At 41.8% G+C, this 17,651-nt stretch carries 18 protein-coding genes; 13 read left to right on the plus strand and 5 right to left on the minus strand.

The features are described from left to right. Positions 1 to 33: 33 nt before the first annotated feature. Positions 34 to 1,434: a sugar transferase gene (locus BQ7344_RS11635; protein ID WP_072522678.1), complete on the plus strand. Its 1,401-nt coding sequence runs from the start codon at positions 34 to 36 to the stop codon at positions 1,432 to 1,434. Positions 1,435 to 1,495: 61 nt separating this feature from the next. On the opposite strand, the gene BQ7344_RS11640 is transcribed toward BQ7344_RS11635, so the two are convergent. The 4 genes from BQ7344_RS11640 to BQ7344_RS11655 form a co-directional block, all read right to left on the minus strand. Further along, entirely contained in the window at positions 1,496 to 2,233 is a 738-nt protein-coding gene (locus BQ7344_RS11640) for an ABC transporter ATP-binding protein (RefSeq protein ID WP_072522679.1), read from the minus strand. Position 2,234: 1 nt separating this feature from the next. Then, positions 2,235 to 3,020 (minus strand): ABC transporter permease, encoded by a 786-nt coding sequence (locus BQ7344_RS11645; RefSeq protein WP_072522680.1) that lies wholly within the window; start codon positions 3,018 to 3,020, stop codon positions 2,235 to 2,237. Positions 3,021 to 3,120: 100 nt separating this feature from the next. Beyond that, positions 3,121 to 4,557, minus strand: a complete 1,437-nt coding sequence (locus tag BQ7344_RS11650) for a hypothetical protein (protein WP_072522681.1) — start codon at positions 4,555 to 4,557, stop codon at positions 3,121 to 3,123. Beyond that, the gene (locus BQ7344_RS11655; RefSeq protein ID WP_072522682.1) at positions 4,554 to 5,621 is read right to left on the minus strand and encodes a bifunctional glycosyltransferase family 2/GtrA family protein; all 1,068 of its coding nucleotides are present in this window, start codon (positions 5,619 to 5,621) and stop codon (positions 4,554 to 4,556) included. Before BQ7344_RS11655 ends, BQ7344_RS11650 begins: the two co-directional genes overlap by 4 nt. A gap of 335 nt (positions 5,622 to 5,956) precedes the next feature. Here BQ7344_RS11655 and rpmG point away from each other — a divergent pair, with 335 nt between their 5' ends. From rpmG to BQ7344_RS16210, 9 genes are all read left to right on the plus strand, one after another. Further along, positions 5,957 to 6,106: a 50S ribosomal protein L33 gene (gene rpmG / locus BQ7344_RS11660; protein WP_044925727.1), complete on the plus strand. Its 150-nt coding sequence runs from the start codon at positions 5,957 to 5,959 to the stop codon at positions 6,104 to 6,106. Positions 6,107 to 6,128: 22 nt separating this feature from the next. Beyond that, positions 6,129 to 6,338, plus strand: a complete 210-nt coding sequence (gene secE, locus BQ7344_RS11665; protein ID WP_072522683.1) for a preprotein translocase subunit SecE — start codon at positions 6,129 to 6,131, stop codon at positions 6,336 to 6,338. A gap of 16 nt (positions 6,339 to 6,354) precedes the next feature. Beyond that, the gene (nusG, locus tag BQ7344_RS11670) at positions 6,355 to 6,870 is read left to right on the plus strand and encodes a transcription termination/antitermination protein NusG (protein ID WP_072522684.1); all 516 of its coding nucleotides are present in this window, start codon (positions 6,355 to 6,357) and stop codon (positions 6,868 to 6,870) included. Between the two features lie 56 nt (positions 6,871 to 6,926). Further along, positions 6,927 to 7,352 (plus strand): 50S ribosomal protein L11, encoded by a 426-nt coding sequence (gene rplK, locus BQ7344_RS11675; protein WP_072522685.1) that lies wholly within the window; start codon positions 6,927 to 6,929, stop codon positions 7,350 to 7,352. A 59-nt stretch (positions 7,353 to 7,411) separates the two neighbouring features. After that, entirely contained in the window at positions 7,412 to 8,104 is a 693-nt protein-coding gene (rplA, locus tag BQ7344_RS11680) for a 50S ribosomal protein L1 (RefSeq protein ID WP_015540665.1), read from the plus strand. Between the two features lie 185 nt (positions 8,105 to 8,289). Beyond that, positions 8,290 to 9,126, plus strand: coding sequence for a transglutaminase domain-containing protein (locus BQ7344_RS11685; RefSeq protein WP_072522686.1), 837 nt, complete (start codon positions 8,290 to 8,292; stop codon positions 9,124 to 9,126). Positions 9,127 to 9,171: 45 nt separating this feature from the next. Next, positions 9,172 to 10,206 (plus strand): D-alanyl-D-alanine carboxypeptidase family protein, encoded by a 1,035-nt coding sequence (locus BQ7344_RS11690; RefSeq protein WP_235816108.1) that lies wholly within the window; start codon positions 9,172 to 9,174, stop codon positions 10,204 to 10,206. Beyond that, positions 10,203 to 11,030: a transglutaminase domain-containing protein gene (locus BQ7344_RS11695; protein ID WP_072522687.1), complete on the plus strand. Its 828-nt coding sequence runs from the start codon at positions 10,203 to 10,205 to the stop codon at positions 11,028 to 11,030. Before BQ7344_RS11690 ends, BQ7344_RS11695 begins: the two co-directional genes overlap by 4 nt. Before the next feature lie 174 nt (positions 11,031 to 11,204). Beyond that, positions 11,205 to 12,041: a transglutaminase-like domain-containing protein gene (locus BQ7344_RS16210; RefSeq protein ID WP_159431376.1), complete on the plus strand. Its 837-nt coding sequence runs from the start codon at positions 11,205 to 11,207 to the stop codon at positions 12,039 to 12,041. Positions 12,042 to 12,098: 57 nt separating this feature from the next. Here the strand turns inward: BQ7344_RS16210 and BQ7344_RS11710 are convergent, their stop codons facing one another. Then, entirely contained in the window at positions 12,099 to 12,485 is a 387-nt protein-coding gene (locus tag BQ7344_RS11710; protein ID WP_235816109.1) for a helix-turn-helix domain-containing protein, read from the minus strand. 236 nt (positions 12,486 to 12,721) lie between these two features. On the opposite strand from BQ7344_RS11710, the gene BQ7344_RS11715 reads away from it, so the two are divergent. The 3 genes from BQ7344_RS11715 (at position 12,722) to BQ7344_RS11725 (ending at position 17,637) form a co-directional block, all read left to right on the plus strand. Beyond that, on the plus strand, positions 12,722 to 13,426 hold the full coding sequence (locus BQ7344_RS11715; protein WP_072522689.1) for a serine/threonine protein kinase: 705 nt from the start codon (positions 12,722 to 12,724) through the stop codon (positions 13,424 to 13,426). A gap of 17 nt (positions 13,427 to 13,443) precedes the next feature. Then, positions 13,444 to 14,691 (plus strand): zinc ribbon domain-containing protein, encoded by a 1,248-nt coding sequence (locus BQ7344_RS11720; RefSeq protein ID WP_072522690.1) that lies wholly within the window; start codon positions 13,444 to 13,446, stop codon positions 14,689 to 14,691. A gap of 219 nt (positions 14,692 to 14,910) precedes the next feature. Further along, the gene (locus tag BQ7344_RS11725) at positions 14,911 to 17,637 is read left to right on the plus strand and encodes an Ig-like domain-containing protein (protein ID WP_072522691.1); all 2,727 of its coding nucleotides are present in this window, start codon (positions 14,911 to 14,913) and stop codon (positions 17,635 to 17,637) included. Positions 17,638 to 17,651 lie beyond the last annotated feature (14 nt).

A 17,651-nucleotide genomic window follows, 5' to 3' on the forward strand; every position in this document is an offset into this window, starting at 1 on the left:
GAAAATAACAATTTGACATATGAGAGGATTACAGTGAATAAACGGGAAGATTTTAAAAGGTTTATAGTATTTTGTCTTGCAAGTATTGTTGTTATTGCACAGACGGCTGTATTTGCTTATATCTGGTATGATTACTACAGAGAGTTAATCTTTGAACCATTCTGGCGGAAAGGAAACTGGGTCCTGATCGCAATTTATGCATTGATCAATGTCTTGTTTTCAAGACTTTATGGTGGATTAAAGGTTGGCTATCTGAAGCGTATAGATGTGTTCTATTCTATGACGCTGGCAACGCTCTGTACAAATATTGTGACTTATTTCCAGATTACACTGATCAACAGATGGTTCCTTCGGCCATGGCCGATGGTGGAGATGACGATTGTACAGTTTGTGATCATTCTTCTGTGGATCTGGGGTTCACGATATATATATTCCAAATTGTACCGGGCAAGGAAACTTCTGGTGATTTACGGAGACCGGGATCCGGGTGATCTGATACAGAAGATGAATTCCAGAAGAGACAAATACGATATCAGTGGAAAGATTCATATCAGTGTCGGCGAAAGAGAAATTTACCGTCGGATGAAAGAATATGACGGAGTGATCATATGGGATCTTCCATCGGGAATCCGAAACCAGTATCTGAAACACTGCTTTGCACATTCTATACGATGCTACTTGAGTCCGAAGATCTCGGATGTTATCCTGATGGGAAGTGAAAGAATCCATCTGTTTGATACACCATTGCTGGTAGCCAAAAATATGGGGCTGTCGGTAGAACAGAGAATCATGAAACGCCTGTTGGATATTGTTGTTTCGGGATTGGGAATTATCGTTGCATCACCACTGATGCTGATTATTGCGGCGTGTGTAAAATTGTATGACGGAGGTCCGGTATTCTATTTGCAGGAAAGGCTTACAGAAGGCGGAAAGCCATTTAAAATCTGCAAGTTCCGAAGCATGTGTGTGGATTCAGAGAAAAATGGAGCACGTCTTGCATCAAAGCATGACAGCAGGATCACTCCGGTAGGAAAAGTACTTCGTAATCTCCATCTGGATGAGTTGCCGCAGCTTTTTAATGTATTTAAAGGCGAGATGTCCCTGGTCGGACCGAGACCGGAGAGACAGACGCTGGTACATGAATACTGCAGAGAGATTCCGGAATTTTATTATCGACTGAAAGTAAAGGCGGGTCTTACCGGATACGCACAGGTATACGGCAAGTACAATACAACACCATATGATAAACTGAAGCTGGATTTGTTTTATATCGAAAATTATTCGTTCTTCTTAGATCTGAAACTGCTTCTTATGACAGTGAAGATCTTCTTTCAGAAAGAAGTATCGGAAGGTGTCAATGACAATCAGACAAATGCACTGAAAGATTCAGCAGAAAGTATAGATGTGACAGAAGATAAGTCAATAGAAAAATAAGATAAAAGCCCTGCATCGTATTGATGCGGGGCTTTTGATATACATAAATAAATTTGAAAAATCAGTTCTTTTCCATGAAATCCACATACTCTTCAAGAACAGGTTTCGGTTCGCCGATTCTCCGGATCAGACCATCATGCATCCACATTACGGTATCGCAGAGCTCTTCGAGAGTCTCCAGGCTGTGTGATACAATAATAACTGTACGGTCTTTGTTGGAAATCAGACTCTTCATTTTTGCATAACTTTTTTTCTTGAATTTCTGGTCGCCGACACTTAAGACTTCATCGATCAGCATAATATCAGTCTCCAGGATAGCGGTGATGGAGAATGCCAGTTTGGAGTACATACCACTGGAATAAGTACGTACAGGCATATCGATAAAATCACCGAGTTCTGCAAATTCAACAATTTCTGCTTCTTTTTCTTTTACCTGTTCTTCAGAGAAGCCAAGCAGCATACCGGAAAGAATGATATTTTCACGTCCGGTCATCTCACGCTGAAAGCCAACACCGATAGACAGAAGAGAAATACTGTGTCCATGAAGATCGATTGTACCGCTGTCCGGAGAAAAGATTCCGGCAAGGGCATTTAAGGTAGTGGATTTACCACATCCGTTTTTTCCAATGATTCCGAGGATTTCACCCTCGCGTACATAAAATGAAATGCCTTTTACTGCAACAAAACGATCAGCCTTCTGGCGGTTGAAATGCAGCAGATTTTTTTTGATAGAAGTTTTTTTGAGGTTCTGGTAGCTGATGACCAGGTCTGTAACTTCAATTGCATGTTTTTCTTCCATATTAAATCACCTTTACATAACTGTTTTCGTTCTTGTAAATTTTGCGGACACCCAGAGCACTGATAATAAGCCCGATGACAAACCACAGAAGCAAAAGCTTGCGGTGTGGAGTACTGCCATAGATTACACAGTCACGCGCAGATGTCAACAAGAATGCAATCGGGTTGCATCGACCGATGTAGTAATTGTATGGTGACGGAAGACGATCCATAATGTTCCAGAAAATACCGGTCAGATAGAACAGGAAACGCAATACAATGTTTAATACATTGGAAAGATCCTCTACAAATACACCATAGTGAAGAAGAAAACAACAGCATCCAAAAACCAAAACAACTAATGTCATTAAGATTGGAATAATGTAGATCACATTGTATGTCATTGGCACACGCCATACAATGAGCATGGCAACGATGATCAACAGTGAAATAAGCATTTTGAAGCCGTTTACACCCATCTTAACAAGGATGAGGATAAACTTCGGAATATAAACCTTTGATACAATTGGCTTATTGGCTTTGATTACCTTAACACTCTGAATAAGACTCTTGTTGAAAAAGTCCCAGAGGGTAATACCAATAAAGACGAAAATTGCAAAATACTGTTGTTTAGATTTGAATACGTATCCGAACATGAATACATAGATCAGCATGAAGCAAAGAGGATCAAGTATCCACCACAGCCAGTTCAGATAGGAATTGGCAATTTCGGATTTCAATTGGGCTTTAGAAGAATAAATGGCATATTTCCAGTACTTCTTCATGTCATCCCTGAACCGTTTAAACATAAAATCCGCTCCTATATTATTTTAATCTTTTTGTAATTTATAGAACCCTCAACAGAGTGAGGGCTTATATCTTCCTTATAATACACTAGGAAATATGGATTTACAAGAGGAAAGTTGTATAAAAAAGTTCCGGGGAGATCATCCCCAGAACCCAAAGTGTCCATATAATATAATGAAGCAGAGCATAGCGGTCATTCGGCGGTGCACCGTCGCCGATAGAAAACCAGAGCGCAATGATCACGCAGAGGAGAAAACCTGGTGCAAGCAGACGGGAAATTCCTGCCGTATGTTTTTTCATGTTTTGAGGTTTGCGTCTGACGAAACGTACAATGCCTGTGAGTATGCTCATCAAAAACAGGAACATGAAAGTGTACAGGTAATAATTGTAATAAATTGTACTGAATGTCTGGCTGTTCTGGGATACACAGTGAAGATTCCAGTCATCAGAAGTATTTACCAGACCATAAATGCTGAGAAAAGCGCTGACTGGGGTAAAGATCACACAGGTGATATCTTCCAGAATATCGAAGATTACTTTACCCGGCTGATTTTTAAAGACAGTGGATGCCATTTCTTTATAGAGTTCTTCTGCCCTGTCTTCGCCGGCTTTTTCACGGAGAAGAGGAGCCATCTGGTACATGACATTGTTATTATGTCGGTCAAATTCCCGGGCATCATCCTCTGTTATCAGAGATTTGATCTCATCAGAGAAATCGTTGTAATTTTGAGTCATATTGGGCCATACTACCCGGTCCAGAAGGACAAAACCGAATGTGGTCGGGATTCGGTTATAAATTCCAGGGTGCTGGGTGGCTTTGTTGACAGCAGTAGCAGCACCGGTAGAAATAATTACTGTAGCAAGGACAAGAGGGATACCTCTGCGGAAAAAAGCTGAGTGACGATTTTTTACAAGCAGTACGATAAAGCTGATCACAAGGAACAGCGTACAGGTGTAAAGTCTGTCTGCTCGAATGGTATATTCTACCAGCATGGATAAAGTGACAAGCAGATAGCTTTTCCAGTCAGCCGCATCTACATTTAAAATATGAATCAGTGCACCGATCATAAGCATCAGCATAGAAGTTGCGATAGAATCAGTAAGAATAGAAAAATTCATAAAAGTGATCATTGGGATGCAGGTAATGTACAGGCCCGTGAATACACTTCCCAGATAAAACAGCTTACTGTTTTGTTTTTTTAAATTTGGAAATAAGAGACAGCCAATCTGTACAGACAGGAAAATCGCAGAAAGTATGCAGAGAAGCGTCTGTCCGATATAGGCAAGTGTCTGGTAGGCAAGCGGGAGATGATTTGCCACTTTTACAGCGAACCGGATGAGTAATGGATACAAAAGCGGACGATACTCATCGACCATGAGGGTCTGGCTGAGGTTAAAATATTCCGTACTGTCTCCGAAGATCGGGATATTTGCCAGGTTTACCACCATCCATGCGGAGCCAAAACAGATTTGAATGGCCATCAGCAGACCCAGAAGGGTCAGAAACAGACGGCAAATGTTTGAGTTTTTCTTTTTCATAGAGTCTCCTTGTTTTTGAAAATATAATTTTTCTGAATTTTATAATTTACAAAGAAAAGACAGGTGTCGACGACTGCCTTAACCGGAACTTCATCCAATGGAAGCAGGTAACAGATGGCGGTTACCAGACCTGCGGAAACGGCACACTGGATGATGCAAAGCATCAGATAAGAGAAGCCGGATGATACGACAGAACGGTCGCTTTTAAAAACAATTTTTCGATTCATTGCGTAATTATAAGCCCCGGAAATAATTCTGGCAAAAGCTGTAGAGAGCGGAATCCGCACAGATAAAGCAGGGAAGAGCAGTTTGGTTCCGAGCGCAAACAGCAGAATATCCACAACAAAGGAACTTAAGGATACAAAAATATAGCGGAAAAAGGTACCGAGTAACAGGTTAAAGATCTGGATGGAATCTTTGACCGGGTTAAAATGTGTTCCTTTGTTTTCGTCATAATAAACAGTCTGTATTTTGATTTCTTCGAAACCGGATACTTTTCCAGTCTCGATCAGGACCGCAGTTTCATATTGGAAACGGTCTCCTGGTATGGAAAGACTGAGATCGATCAGGGGATTGGGAATCCCGCGCAGACCGGTCTGAGTGTCTGAAACGGAGAGCCCGATCAATACACGGAACCCGAGACTGGTCAGTTTGTTTCCGATGCGGCTTTTGGAAGGAACGTTGCTCTGATCGAAGTCGCGGACACCGAGAATCATCTTGTCTTCTCTTTTTGCAAGGCTTTTGCTTATTTTCAATACATCGTCGACAAGATGCTGCCCGTCGGAATCTGCAGTGATGACACCACAGTATTCATCGTAAGAATAATGATCTTTATAATAGGCAAGACCTGTGCGGAGTGCACGTCCTTTCCCGTAGTTCTCGGGATGGGTGAGGACTGTTACCTGCGGAAGAGAGCCTATTTTTTCAAAAATCTTTTTTTGATGGCTGCCATCATCAACAACCAGAATATCTTTGAAGCCGACCTGGATCAATTCATCAATATAGGACAGAAATATCTCAGGAGGATCCAGAGCCGGAATAAGAATTACACAGTTATTATTCATAATAAATCTCCACAATAGTAATAATTTTCTCTGATTGATTATATCGTAATTATCTGGCTGATTCAAGTATGACAGACAAACAATCATTACCTTATTATAATAGCTTGTATAGACGCAGAATAAGAAGGATATGCACAGAGAGTTGTCTGAACAGGAAAAGCATGGTTGCTGAACAGTAACAAAGCATGAAAATCTGCTGAATTTCTAAGGGAAAATGCTTGACTTATATAGAGGGTATGTGATAAACTAGACAAGCGACATGGAAGTTAGGTCTTTTTTTTATGCCCGAAAAGCAGAAAAGACCCACGCAAATGAAAACACTGGAGGTGGAAGTTGTGCGCGTTAAGATTACATTAGCATGTACGGAGTGCAAGCAGCGTAACTACAATATGACCAAGGAGAAGAAAAATCATCCTGAGCGTCTTGAAACAAAGAAATATTGTAAGTTCTGCCGTACCCATACTCTGCACAAGGAAACGAAGTAATCACGAAATGTGAGGTTAGACTATGCAAGAGAAAGAAAAATCTGCTGGCAAAGGTCAGAAGAGAAATTGGTTTCAGGGACTTCAATCGGAATTCAAAAAGATTGTCTGGGTTGATAATGCTACACTTGTTAAGCAGACCATAGCAGTTACGATCATTACGGTTGTACTTGCAGTGATCATCAGTGTATTTGACTCAGCTATTCTGGAAGGAATAAATCTTTTAGTGAAGTAAGGATAACGGTGATTGTATGTCAGAAGCAAAATGGTATGTTGTTCATACCTATTCAGGGTATGAAAACAAAGTAAAAGCCAACATTGAAAAAACAATCGAAAACAGACACCTGGAAGACCAGATTCTGGAAGTTCGTGTTCCGCTGCAGGAAGTAGTAGAGATGCGAAACGGAGCTGCCAAGCAGGTCCAGAAAAAGATGTTTCCGGGTTATGTGCTTCTCAACATGGTCATGAACGATGATACCTGGTATGTTGTCCGTAACACCAGAGGCGTAACCGGATTCGTAGGACCGGGATCTAAACCGGTACCGTTGACCGAAGAAGAAATGCTTCCATTGGGAATTAAGGCTGAGGACATTCAGGTAGATTTTGCAGAGGGCGACATGGTTGTCGTTACAGGCGGAGCTTGGAAAGACACCGCAGGCGTTATTACTGCGATCAGTACCCAGAAGCAGACGGTTACTATCAATGTTGAATTGTTTGGCCGCGAAACGCCGGTAGAAATAAGTTTCGCAGAAATTAAGAAGGCGTAACACATTCAAGTGGGAGGGAAGAACCCCCGCCAATACCACATAGGAGGTGCCGAAAAATGGCAAAAAAAGTAACAGGCTATATTAAATTACAGATTCCTGCTGGTAAAGCAACTCCAGCACCACCGGTTGGTCCGGCTCTTGGACAGCACGGTGTAAATATTGTACAGTTCACAAAAGAGTTTAATGCAAGAACAGCAGATCAGGGAGATCTTATTATCCCGGTTGTCATCACTGTTTATGCAGACAGAAGTTTCAGCTTCATAACCAAAACTCCGCCGGCAGCAGTTCTTCTTAAGAAGGCCGCTAACATCAAATCAGGTTCCGGCGTACCGAACAAAACAAAGGTTGCAAAAGTAACAAAAGCTCAGATTCAGGAAATCGCTGAACTGAAAATGAAAGACCTGAATGCAGCATCCCTTGAAGCAGCTATGAGCATGATCGCTGGTACTGCAAGAAGCATGGGAATCGAAGTCGTAGACTGAGAAAAAATCAAATGAAGTGGGAGGGAAGTTCCCGCAATTACCACAGGAGGTTATAGGAAATGAAACGAGGAAAGAAATACGTGGAAGCTGCAAAAGCAGTAGACCGCGCAACATTATATGATACCGCTGAGGCTATCAGCCTTGTAAAGAAATCCGCAGTTGCTAAATTTGACGAAACTATCGAAGTTCACATCCGTACAGGCTGCGATGGACGTCACGCAGATCAGCAGATCCGTGGTGCAGTAGTTCTGCCTCATGGAACTGGTAAAAAGGTTCGCGTTCTTGTATTCGCAAAAGATGCAAAAGCAGAAGAAGCAAAAGCAGCTGGCGCTGACTATGTAGGAGCTGAAGACCTCATTCCGAGAATCCAGAATGAAGGATGGCTTGATTTCGACGTTGTTGTTGCTACACCGGATATGATGGGTGTTGTTGGACGTCTTGGTCGTGTACTTGGACCAAAAGGTCTCATGCCAAACCCGAAAGCTGGTACTGTAACTATGGACGTTACAAAAGCGGTTAACGATATCAAAGCAGGTAAGATTGAATACCGTCTTGATAAAACCAATATCATTCATGTTCCGATCGGTAAAGCTTCCTTTACTGAGGAACAGTTAAGCGACAACTTCCAGACGCTGATTGAGGCTATCGTTAAAGCAAGACCGAGTACTCTGAAAGGACAGTACTTAAGAAGTGTTGTTCTGACTCCTACTATGGGACCTGGAGTAAAGGTTAATCCGGCTAAGTTAGCCTAAATAAATGTAGAAAAGACATCCTTTTAAGGGTGTCTTTTTTGTCGTCCACGCAAAAGAAATCATATGTTTAAAAATTAATATAAAATATACTACAGGATTAAGTTTTTATGTGTTAGAATAGGACCAGAAACTTAAGGCAGAAGTCTAGCTGAATCAAATGGAAGAGCTGAATGGAGGTCCATAAAATGAAAGGGAAAGTAAAGGGGAGACTGAACAGGATATTTATTATACTGATGTGTGCAATGCTCGCGGTATGTCCTGTAATGACTGAAACAGTAAGTGCAGCTAATACCTCAAAATCTAACACCACAGCTAAAAAAAGACTGTCAGGATGGGTTACGGTACAGCGTGGACAGGTCAGATACTATAGAGCCGGAACGTATTATAAAGGCTGTAAGAGAATAGGAAATTATTATTACTATTTTGATTCCAGGGGAATTTTACTCAAAAAAGATACTACCGTTCGTGGAGTCACATATTATATAGAAAGTAATGGACGTGTTCTGGGGCGCAAAAAAGGATCTCAATATTATGCTCCAAATGGTAAAAGGCTCAACAGAAATCAGGCAACCGAACTCCGGGCATATCAGAACGCACGAAAAATTGTAAATAAGATTACAAACAGCAAAATGAGCCAGTCACAAAAATTAAAAAAATGTTTTATGTGGATGGTGCGGAACGGATATGGAGAGCGAGGACGGCTTGACTATGGTGGAGACTGCTGGTATGCAGCGAATGCCAATGAAATTTTTGAGCGCAGAAGAGGCAATTGTGTTCCGTACGCGTGTGCACTGGCCTACATGGCGAAGGTTATAGGTTACAGGAATGTTTATGTGTGTTCAAGAGGAACGAAAGCGGAAAACCTGCATACATGGACAGAAATAAATGGAATTGTATATGATTCCTATTTTGCAAAAAGACGAAACGTAAATAAATATTACGGTATAAGATATAATAAATTTGATTATCAATGTGCCCTCAGACAAAAACTTCCGGAAAAATATTCCTGGTCATCGAACTAAAATAAAGAAAACGTCTGATATATTTTGCGAAAAAGAAGGAACATCATGACGGATAGAAAAAGAAGGCGGACTTCCGACAGAGGTAACAGACGGCGGTCTGCGAAGGTGAAGTCACGAAAACAGAGAAAACAAAATAAAGGCAGAATGATTTTCTGTATTGCGATGGAAATGATCGTGGTACTTATACTTGTATTGGTCGTCGGATGGAATTATGGTATGGGGACGCAGCTGGTTGAATGGATTGAGCAGATGCGTAAGCCGGTTGTTAAAGAACTCGATATCAGTGGTATCAACAGTCCGTATGCGGTACTGATGCAGGTTCGCGGAGGCAGGGTGATCGGAGAAATCAACGGAGATCAGCAGATGTATCCGGCATCCATGACAAAGATCATGACAACAATTGTTGCAATCGAAAACCTCAAAGATCTGGATCAGGAGATTACACTGACAAATGAGATGTTTGAGGGGCTGTATGAGCAGGATGCAACACAGGCCGGATTTCAGCCGGGCGAGACTGTCCGTGCAATAGATCTGCTTTATGGAGTGATGCTTCCTTCCGGTGCAGAATGTTGTATTGCACTTGCAGATACAATTTCAGGATCTGAAGCAGATTTTGTGGCATTAATGAATGAAAAAGCTGCCAAACTTGGTATGAGTGGAACGAATTTCTGCGATACGACCGGACTCCATGATGCAAATCATTACAGTACAGCGAAAGATATTGCAGTACTTTTAAAATATGCACTGAGAAATGATACATTCCGGAAAATCATAGAAAGTCCGTATCATTCCACACCGGCAACCAATATTCATCCGGACGGAATTACATTCTACAGCACAATGTTCAAGAACCTGTCTGATACAGTTGTGACAGATGGACAGATTATGGGCGGCAAAACAGGATATACCGGAGAAGCGGGGCACTGTCTTGCAAGCTTTGCTGAAATTGACGGTACAGAATATATTCTGGTTACGGGTGGAGCCTCCGGAACAGGAATTCCACATATCAACGATGCGCTTACAGTATATAACAGACTTGGTGCAGCAGCACAGGCATTAAATGAGGGGGAAATAAAATGAAAAGAAAATTAGCAGTCTTACTGGCCTGCGCAATGCTTATAACGGCAGCCGCGCCAGCAGAAAGTGCTTTGGCAGCTTCCGGGACAACTTCCACTGTGAAGCAGCAAGCCCGGACAACAGTGAATAAAACAGTAAAAACGCCTCAAAGAGGATGGTATACTTTAAAAAACGGGCAGAAAAGATATTTTCGCAATGGTAAGTGTCTTAAAGGATTGCAAAAAATAGCAAATCGCAGGTACTTTTTTGATGTCAAAACAGGTGTCATGAAAACGAATAATGTGACATACAGAAGAGTACTTTATTACATAAATGAAAAGGGAATTGTAGAGGGCTGGAAAAGAGGAAGAAATTATTATAACTCTAATGGAAGACGCTTAAGCGGTGACAGGGAACAGCAATTTACGGCATATCAGAATGCAAGAAAAGTTGTATCGAGAATTACCAACAAAAAAATGACGCAGGAGCAGAAACTGAGAGCATGTTTTCGCTGGGTAATGCCATTTCCGCGCGCCGACTGGAGACTCTTTGCACAGGGCGGGAAATCCTGGTATGCAACGTTTGCCAATGATATTTTTGAAAGAAAATCAGGAAACTGTTTATCAAGTGCAGGTGCTTTTGCTTACCTTGCGAAGGCCTGTGGAGTCAGAAATGTTTATATCTGCACAAATGGACCGAGACAATGGGAAGGCTCCCATGGATGGGTGGAAATCAATGGACTTGTATATGATACATACTGGGCGCAGCGAAGAGGCTTCAGAAGATTTTATGCAACTTCATATAAAAAATATTATCATGAGGTTTATATGCGGATAAGGCTTTCCTAATCTGGCTAAAGATGGTATAATGAGTCCGATATTGAAATATGGATTCCGCTGGAATATGACCTGCAGATGACCTATGGAGATGATAATGTTGCATTTTCTGAGTACCTTACTAAATTGCAGGATGAAGTACGTAATGACAGTAAACATAAGAAGCTCAAAAAGGAGAGAAATAAAATGAAAAGTAAAGTAACAGGAAGGCTAAAGAAAATATTTATTATACTGATGTGTATGACACTGGCGGTATGTCCAGTAATGACTGAAACAGTAAGTGCAGCCAATGTGAAAACATCAAACACTACAGTTAAGAAGAAACTGTCAGGCTGGGTTAAGGTACAGCGTGGACAGGTCAGATACTATAGATCCGGAAGGTATTTCAAAGGCTGCAGGAGAATCGGAAGAAATTATTATTATTTTAATGCAAACGGAATCCTGATGAAAAAAGATACAACTGTTCGTGGAGTCAGATATTATATAGAAGATAATGGCCGTGTTTTGGGACTCAAAAAAGGATCCCAGTATTATGCTCCAAATGGAAAAAGATTAGGTAAGGATCAGGCGACCGAGCTTCGTGCATATCAGAATGCGCGGAAAATTGTAGCGCAGATTACCAACAACAAAATGACTCAGGAACAAAAGTTAAAAACCTGCTTTTTGTGGGTACGCAGAAATTCATATGGAACCCGCGGAAGCCTTGGCTATGGCGGAGATGTCTGGTATGCAGCAAATGCCAATCAGATTTTTGAACGCAAAATCGGAAACTGTGTTCCATTTGCGTGTGCGATGGCCTACATGGCAAAGGTTATAGGATACAGAAATGTTTATTTATGTTCTGCAGGGACAAGAGAAGATGATTATCACACATGGACAGAAATAAACGGGCGTGTTTATGATGTCTTTGGTGCAAAAAGATGGGGAGTAAATGAATATTATGGTGTAAACTATAACAGATTCAAATTTACCCGTGTTTATAAACAGAAACTTCCGGAAAAAGGCTCCTGGTTGTTAAAGTAATATAACAGATAAAAGCGATGGTATCATATCAGAAACCATCGCTTTTATTTTTGCCTGTCAGAACAGGGTCTCTTCATTTTCATCAAAAAGCTTGTCATTGATCTCAAACAGGTTGAGTCCGTGCAGCAATCCATAATATATAATGGCATCTCGCTTTAATTTCGGATAAAGCTGAGCCATTCCGCAGAGTTTCAACAGTTCCTGTGTTTCTTCAACACTTGCTTCCAGCCCATAACACAAACACAGAAGACGATTTCTGGAAGGATTTCGGCGGCCGGCAAAAATCTGGTGCAGGTAGATCTCGCTCATACCGGATTGTTTGGCGAGAGCGGCTTTGGAAATATACTTTTTTTCAAACAGATGATTTAATAATTCAGATACACTTTTATTTACAAATTGTTCCTGATTTTGTGACAGGAACTGCTCTAAGTCCGGTGAATCCATAAGTTCTTGTTGTAAACCATCTGTGTTTTTTTTCTCCATATTTCGCGCCTTTACAATAATTATTTTAATATATTTCTGTATTTTGAAAAATACATGTCAAAATACGTTGTAGTATATATAGTTGCTGAATAATTGTTAATAAGTTATAATATTCTAAATAGTGCATTCAAATAAAAATATACTATAAATGGGTCTGAAAAACAATATGCAGGTCGCATAGTGATAGGGATGAGGATATGGATATTTATGACAGTCTTTTAGATGCAGTTCGTAGTGAATATGATACGATCACGCTGATCAAAAAAAGCGAACGGGGCGAAGTCTTGCTTGTACGACACAGAGACAGCGGCACCCGTTATATTTTCAGGCATTTTTATGGAAGCAGCGAAGTTTACCGGAAGCTTCTTTCCGTTTCGTGTCCGAATCTGCCAAAGATCATGGAAGTCGGGGAAAAAGATGGCAGGACAGTGCTTCTGGAAGAGCATGTGCAGGGAGATACGCTCAGTGAAATTTTGCAGGGAGGACTTGTGTCAACTGCGCAGGCAAAAAAGATGTGTCGTCAGTTGTGTTCAGCATTATGGGTGCTTCATTCTATGGGGGTGGTGCACCGGGATGTAAAACCGGATAATGTTATGATACGTGGCAAAGAAGCTGTGCTGATTGATTTTGACGCATCCAGAATATACAAAAATGCTAATCAGGAAGATACGCAGATTCTGGGGACGACCGGATTTGCGGCACCGGAGCAGTATGGGCTTTCGCAGTCAGACGGACGTGCGGATATTTATGCGCTTGGTGTCTTACTGAATATTATGCTGACCGGAGAACATCCATCGAGGAAACTGGCGAGTGGACGGATGGGCAGGATCGTACAGCGCTGTACAATGGTGAATCCGGAAAAAAGATACAAAAATATTCTTCATTTAATGGAGGCACTATAAACGATAAGGGGGAAATAATGAGCAAAAAATGTATAAAATGTGGACATGCGCTTCCGGATGATGCGTCATTCTGTCCGCACTGTACTGCAGTTCAGACGGAAAAACAGGAGATAAAAACTCCAAGACGATGGAAGCGGGCAACCCTGACAGTTCTGGGAATATTGATTTTCATAGGAATCATCGGGGTGGCGGTATCAATGTACCACAGACCGAAGGTATATGAAGGTGGCGCACAGATTGATTATGTGGACAAGGATAAAACTTATAAAGTCCTGCTGACCTTTTCGGAGGGTGACGGTGTGACGGGGCATGCACAGGGAGAACGTACAGATACACTGGCGGAAGGTCAGGACAGTGCTCTGCCGTGTCAGCTGTATGTTCTCAATCAGGATACGGGAAAACTGGCATGGGAAGAGTTTTCGAAAGAAGTGGAATCCTGCAGAGTAGATACAAAGCCGGCTGACGGCTCACGGAAAATGGAATATATAGAGCCGATGTATAATGAAAGTTTTCCGGATGCAGCATACACCTCAGATATTTATTTTACATCTGAAAGTGGTACAAATGACATTGTATGGACGGTGAAAATGAAAAATGGTGATACAATTTCTTTAAGCACGCGTCTTACTATTGAAAAACTGCCTGCAGTAACTTATCATGCAGAGGACACACCGATGGAAACTACAGAGGAGCTTCAGGAACTTCTGGATTCTATTGATAAAGAAGTATCTTCTGATACACCGGTATATCTGTACCTTCCGGCGGTGACATATGATGGAGATATTACTTTTGGTGATCACACCTGGGGAATTCATGGATGCACCAACGGAGATGCGGAGACCACCTTTACCGGAACAGTCAGTCTGAAAGGGCTCAACGGAAATTATGCCGATATATCAGGAATCCGTTTTGAAGGAAGTTCCGGAACCGGACTGGATGCATACTGCTTTGCAAGTGCTTCAGAGTGTAGTTTTGAAGGCTGGGATATAGCAGTTTACTCACATAGTGGAGGCTGGGTTAATACGACGGACAGCACTTTCACAGATAACAAAATCGGCCTGAAGTTCGATACCACTATGTCGTACGGTAGTTCGCCGAATTATCTGAATAATACATTTACCGGAAATGGAACGGCTGTCTGCATTGACAATCTGCCGGGTAATGAAGTGATTGATTTTGCCGGAAGTACATTTTACGGAAATGATACAGACATTGAAAACAAAGCAGGTCATACGATTGATACGGCAAAGGCGACATTTGAATAAACTAAGAAAGAGCTTAAGGCTTCTGCAATATATTTTGCAGGAGTCTTTTTGCGTTACAGAAAATTGCTTCGTTTTGTGCCGGATAAATATGCGTGAAAGTGCTGAAAAAGATATCCAAAATCATATGCTGTGAGATAATGGGTTTTCATTGGAACTTATGCTACACTCAATCTATATGTCTTATATGGAATGTATAGGAAAAAGAAACGGGGGATTTACATGAGAAAAAAGAAGATTGCAATGTTTCTGGCTATGGCGCTTACTCTTACGCAGAGTGTGGGAATGACTGTGCCGGTGGCAGCAGAAGAACTGGAAATTGATGCCGGTCAGGAGGAAGTATTTCAGGATGACAGTGATGCAGAGACAACAGTAGATGAAGAAACTGCTTCCGGGGAAGAAGTAAGCATTCAGGAAGAAGCAGACGAGACACAGGATGAGACTGTGCCGGTAACAGAGGAAGAGATTTCAGAGTACACAGATGGTATAGAAGTATTTGGCGATTCTTCGGAAGGACTGAGTACATTCAGTGCTGATGCAGCAGAAAAACAATATGTGATTGGCACAATGTTTCAGGGTGATGGTGGAACCCAATCCGTGCTTCCAAATGGTACAATCAGAATCCATATATATCTTTCTGAATCTGTAGATGGTGAGAACTGGGAGGAGACCTCGGATGATTACACGCTGGAACTCCCGCCGGTGGATACAGAGTATAAGGATATGGCAGACTATGAAATAGACGGAAAAGAGATCATAGTGAATGCTCATAATAAGACAGGACCGGTTGATTTTCCTGTAAATGTTTTGATAGATGGAAAAGTGGTATGCACAGAAAGGCTTCACTTTGATATTAACAGGTATGTTATTTTTCCGGAAAATGTTCCGGAAGAAATCAGTAATCTTGCAGAAGGACAGCAGTTGGATATTGCCAAAGATCTGAAACCATCACTTGTCTATTATGATGAGAATGATAAGCAGGAAACAGTACAGGACTGCAAAATCGTGCTTGATGGGTATGATGAAGAAGGTGGATGGAGCTGTGAGGATGAAGAAGCGGAGCTTCCTGTTCTGACCAGAACAACCGGAGATTCTACATGGATCAGGCTGGTTGCCAGGATAAAAGATGACACTGGTGAATGGAAGGAAGTCGCTGGCCGCAACTATTCTTTTGAGGAGCTGCCAGGCAATAACGGCGACGGTGATGATGGCGACAACGGTGGTGATGGCGATCATAATGATGACAGTGAATCAAGAAGTCCGTACGAGTTGAGTATCCATTATGTGGACACAACAGGCAATGGTGCAATGTTGCCAAACAGTAAGCTGACAATCGAAACGAATCTGCGGGATAAGACCGGTGGTCTGAATCCTGTGACAGATTACAGACTGGAAATTGTGGAACAGCCAGAAGTGGCGAAGGTTACTGTTGCAGCAGATGGCAAAACTCTTCTGGCAGAGTCTGGCGATGCTACAGGAGACGCCTACTGTTATGTTTCTGTACAGGTACCGGATCAGAATGGAGATTATAAAGAAGCATTCCGCAAAGATATATGGTTTGAAGTCAGTGAGTTTGTACTGACGCCGTCAATCCTGGATGATGGATCTGGGAATATGATCAATCCGGCGGTTGGTGAGACAGTTAATGTTGCCAGATTTGGGGTAAAACTTGTCCGGTATATCAATGGACAGGGAGAACCAGTTGATGTAGACAGTGATGATATCAGAATTGTAGTTGCTTCATGGTGGGATGATGAAACTGGTGAAGAACGTGATTATGACAGCTGGACATGGGATCTGAAAGATGTTGAAGGACAGGAACTCCCGTTTATGACCAGAAAGACAGGGGATTCTACCTGGATTGCCCTGACTGCTCTGTGGAGAAATGAAGATGGTGACTGGGAGCAGATCGCCAGAAAGAATTATTATATTGATCCAACTGACAGGCAGCACAGCCATACATGGAATGCAGGAATTGTTCTGGAAGAGGCTACATGTAAAACCGCAGGAAGTAAGTTTTATAAATGTACCGGATGCGATGCCACAAAAACAGAAAAGATTCCGGCGAAATCTCATACAATAGTAAAAGATAATGCAATCAAAGCGACTGTATTTAAAGCAGGAAAAACGGAGGGAAAACACTGTAAAGTCTGTGGTACTGTGATTACGAAACAGAAAACTATAGCAAAACTGACTCCAAAGATTTCTCTGACTGCTTCTTCACTGAAAATGCAGACAGGTCAGTCTGCAACTGCGTTCAGAGCAGGTGGGTTTGCGGCCGGAGATTATGTGACAAAAGTGACTTCCACTAACACAAACATTGTGAAAGTATCATCTGTAAAGCGCAATGGAACCTTCAAACTGACGGCAGGCAGGAGAACAGGAAATGCTACCGTGACAGTTATTCTTGCAAGCAAAAAGAAAGCTGCTTTCAGAGTGACTGTACAGAGAGAAACAGTAAGAACTGAGAGAGTGGCGGTAACGGTCAGAAATCTGACAATGACTAAAGCAACACCAGTGAAACTGTCACCTTCAGTTGTCGTTACTCCGGTAACCAGCAGAGAAAGAGTTACATATTCATCTTCAAACAGAAATATTGTTAAAGTCAGCTCGCAGGGTGTGGTCAGAGCAATCAGACCGGGAACAGCAAGGATCACTGTAAGATCCGGAAGTAAACGGGCAGTTGTGACAGTGAAAGTTAATGCAATAAGAACAACGAAACTTTCAGGAATACCGGCATCGAAGACGGTTTCCCGAGGAAAGACTTTCCAGATCAGAGCCGTGGCAGCACCAAAGAATACTGATGAAAGAATTATTTACGCATCATCCAACGGAAAAATTGCAACAGTAACATCCGGCGGTGTGGTAAAGGGACTGCGTAAAGGAACAGCAACGATCACTGTCAAGAGTGGTTCAAAGAAAATGACCTGCAAGGTAACTGTGAAGTAAAATGACTAAAATCT

The sequence above is a fragment of the Blautia sp. Marseille-P3087 genome, assembly GCF_900120195.1.
GTDB lineage: Bacteria > Bacillota > Clostridia > Lachnospirales > Lachnospiraceae > Blautia_A.

Bases quoted from the DNA above. Each gene is read 5' to 3' on its own strand.
- secE (WP_072522683.1), top strand. From the start codon at position 6,129: ATGCAAGAGAAAGAAAAATCTGCTGGCAAAGGTCAGAAGAGAAATTGG.
- nusG (WP_072522684.1), top strand. From the start codon at position 6,355: ATGTCAGAAGCAAAATGGTATGTTGTTCATACCTATTCAGGGTATGAA.
- BQ7344_RS11645 (WP_072522680.1), bottom strand. From the start codon at position 3,020: ATGTTTAAACGGTTCAGGGATGACATGAAGAAGTACTGGAAATATGCC.
- BQ7344_RS11685 (WP_072522686.1), top strand. From the start codon at position 8,290: ATGAAAGGGAAAGTAAAGGGGAGACTGAACAGGATATTTATTATACTG.
- BQ7344_RS11715 (WP_072522689.1), top strand. From the start codon at position 12,722: ATGGATATTTATGACAGTCTTTTAGATGCAGTTCGTAGTGAATATGAT.
- BQ7344_RS11695 (WP_072522687.1), top strand. From the start codon at position 10,203: ATGAAAAGAAAATTAGCAGTCTTACTGGCCTGCGCAATGCTTATAACG.
- BQ7344_RS11720 (WP_072522690.1), top strand. From the start codon at position 13,444: ATGAGCAAAAAATGTATAAAATGTGGACATGCGCTTCCGGATGATGCG.
- BQ7344_RS11655 (WP_072522682.1), bottom strand. From the start codon at position 5,621: ATGAATAATAACTGTGTAATTCTTATTCCGGCTCTGGATCCTCCTGAG.
- BQ7344_RS16210 (WP_159431376.1), top strand. From the start codon at position 11,205: ATGAAAAGTAAAGTAACAGGAAGGCTAAAGAAAATATTTATTATACTG.
- rplK (WP_072522685.1), top strand. From the start codon at position 6,927: ATGGCAAAAAAAGTAACAGGCTATATTAAATTACAGATTCCTGCTGGT.
- rplA (WP_015540665.1), top strand. From the start codon at position 7,412: ATGAAACGAGGAAAGAAATACGTGGAAGCTGCAAAAGCAGTAGACCGC.
- BQ7344_RS11640 (WP_072522679.1), bottom strand. From the start codon at position 2,233: ATGGAAGAAAAACATGCAATTGAAGTTACAGACCTGGTCATCAGCTAC.
- BQ7344_RS11725 (WP_072522691.1), top strand. From the start codon at position 14,911: ATGAGAAAAAAGAAGATTGCAATGTTTCTGGCTATGGCGCTTACTCTT.
- BQ7344_RS11690 (WP_235816108.1), top strand. From the start codon at position 9,172: ATGACGGATAGAAAAAGAAGGCGGACTTCCGACAGAGGTAACAGACGG.
- BQ7344_RS11650 (WP_072522681.1), bottom strand. From the start codon at position 4,557: ATGAAAAAGAAAAACTCAAACATTTGCCGTCTGTTTCTGACCCTTCTG.
- BQ7344_RS11710 (WP_235816109.1), bottom strand. From the start codon at position 12,485: ATGGATTCACCGGACTTAGAGCAGTTCCTGTCACAAAATCAGGAACAA.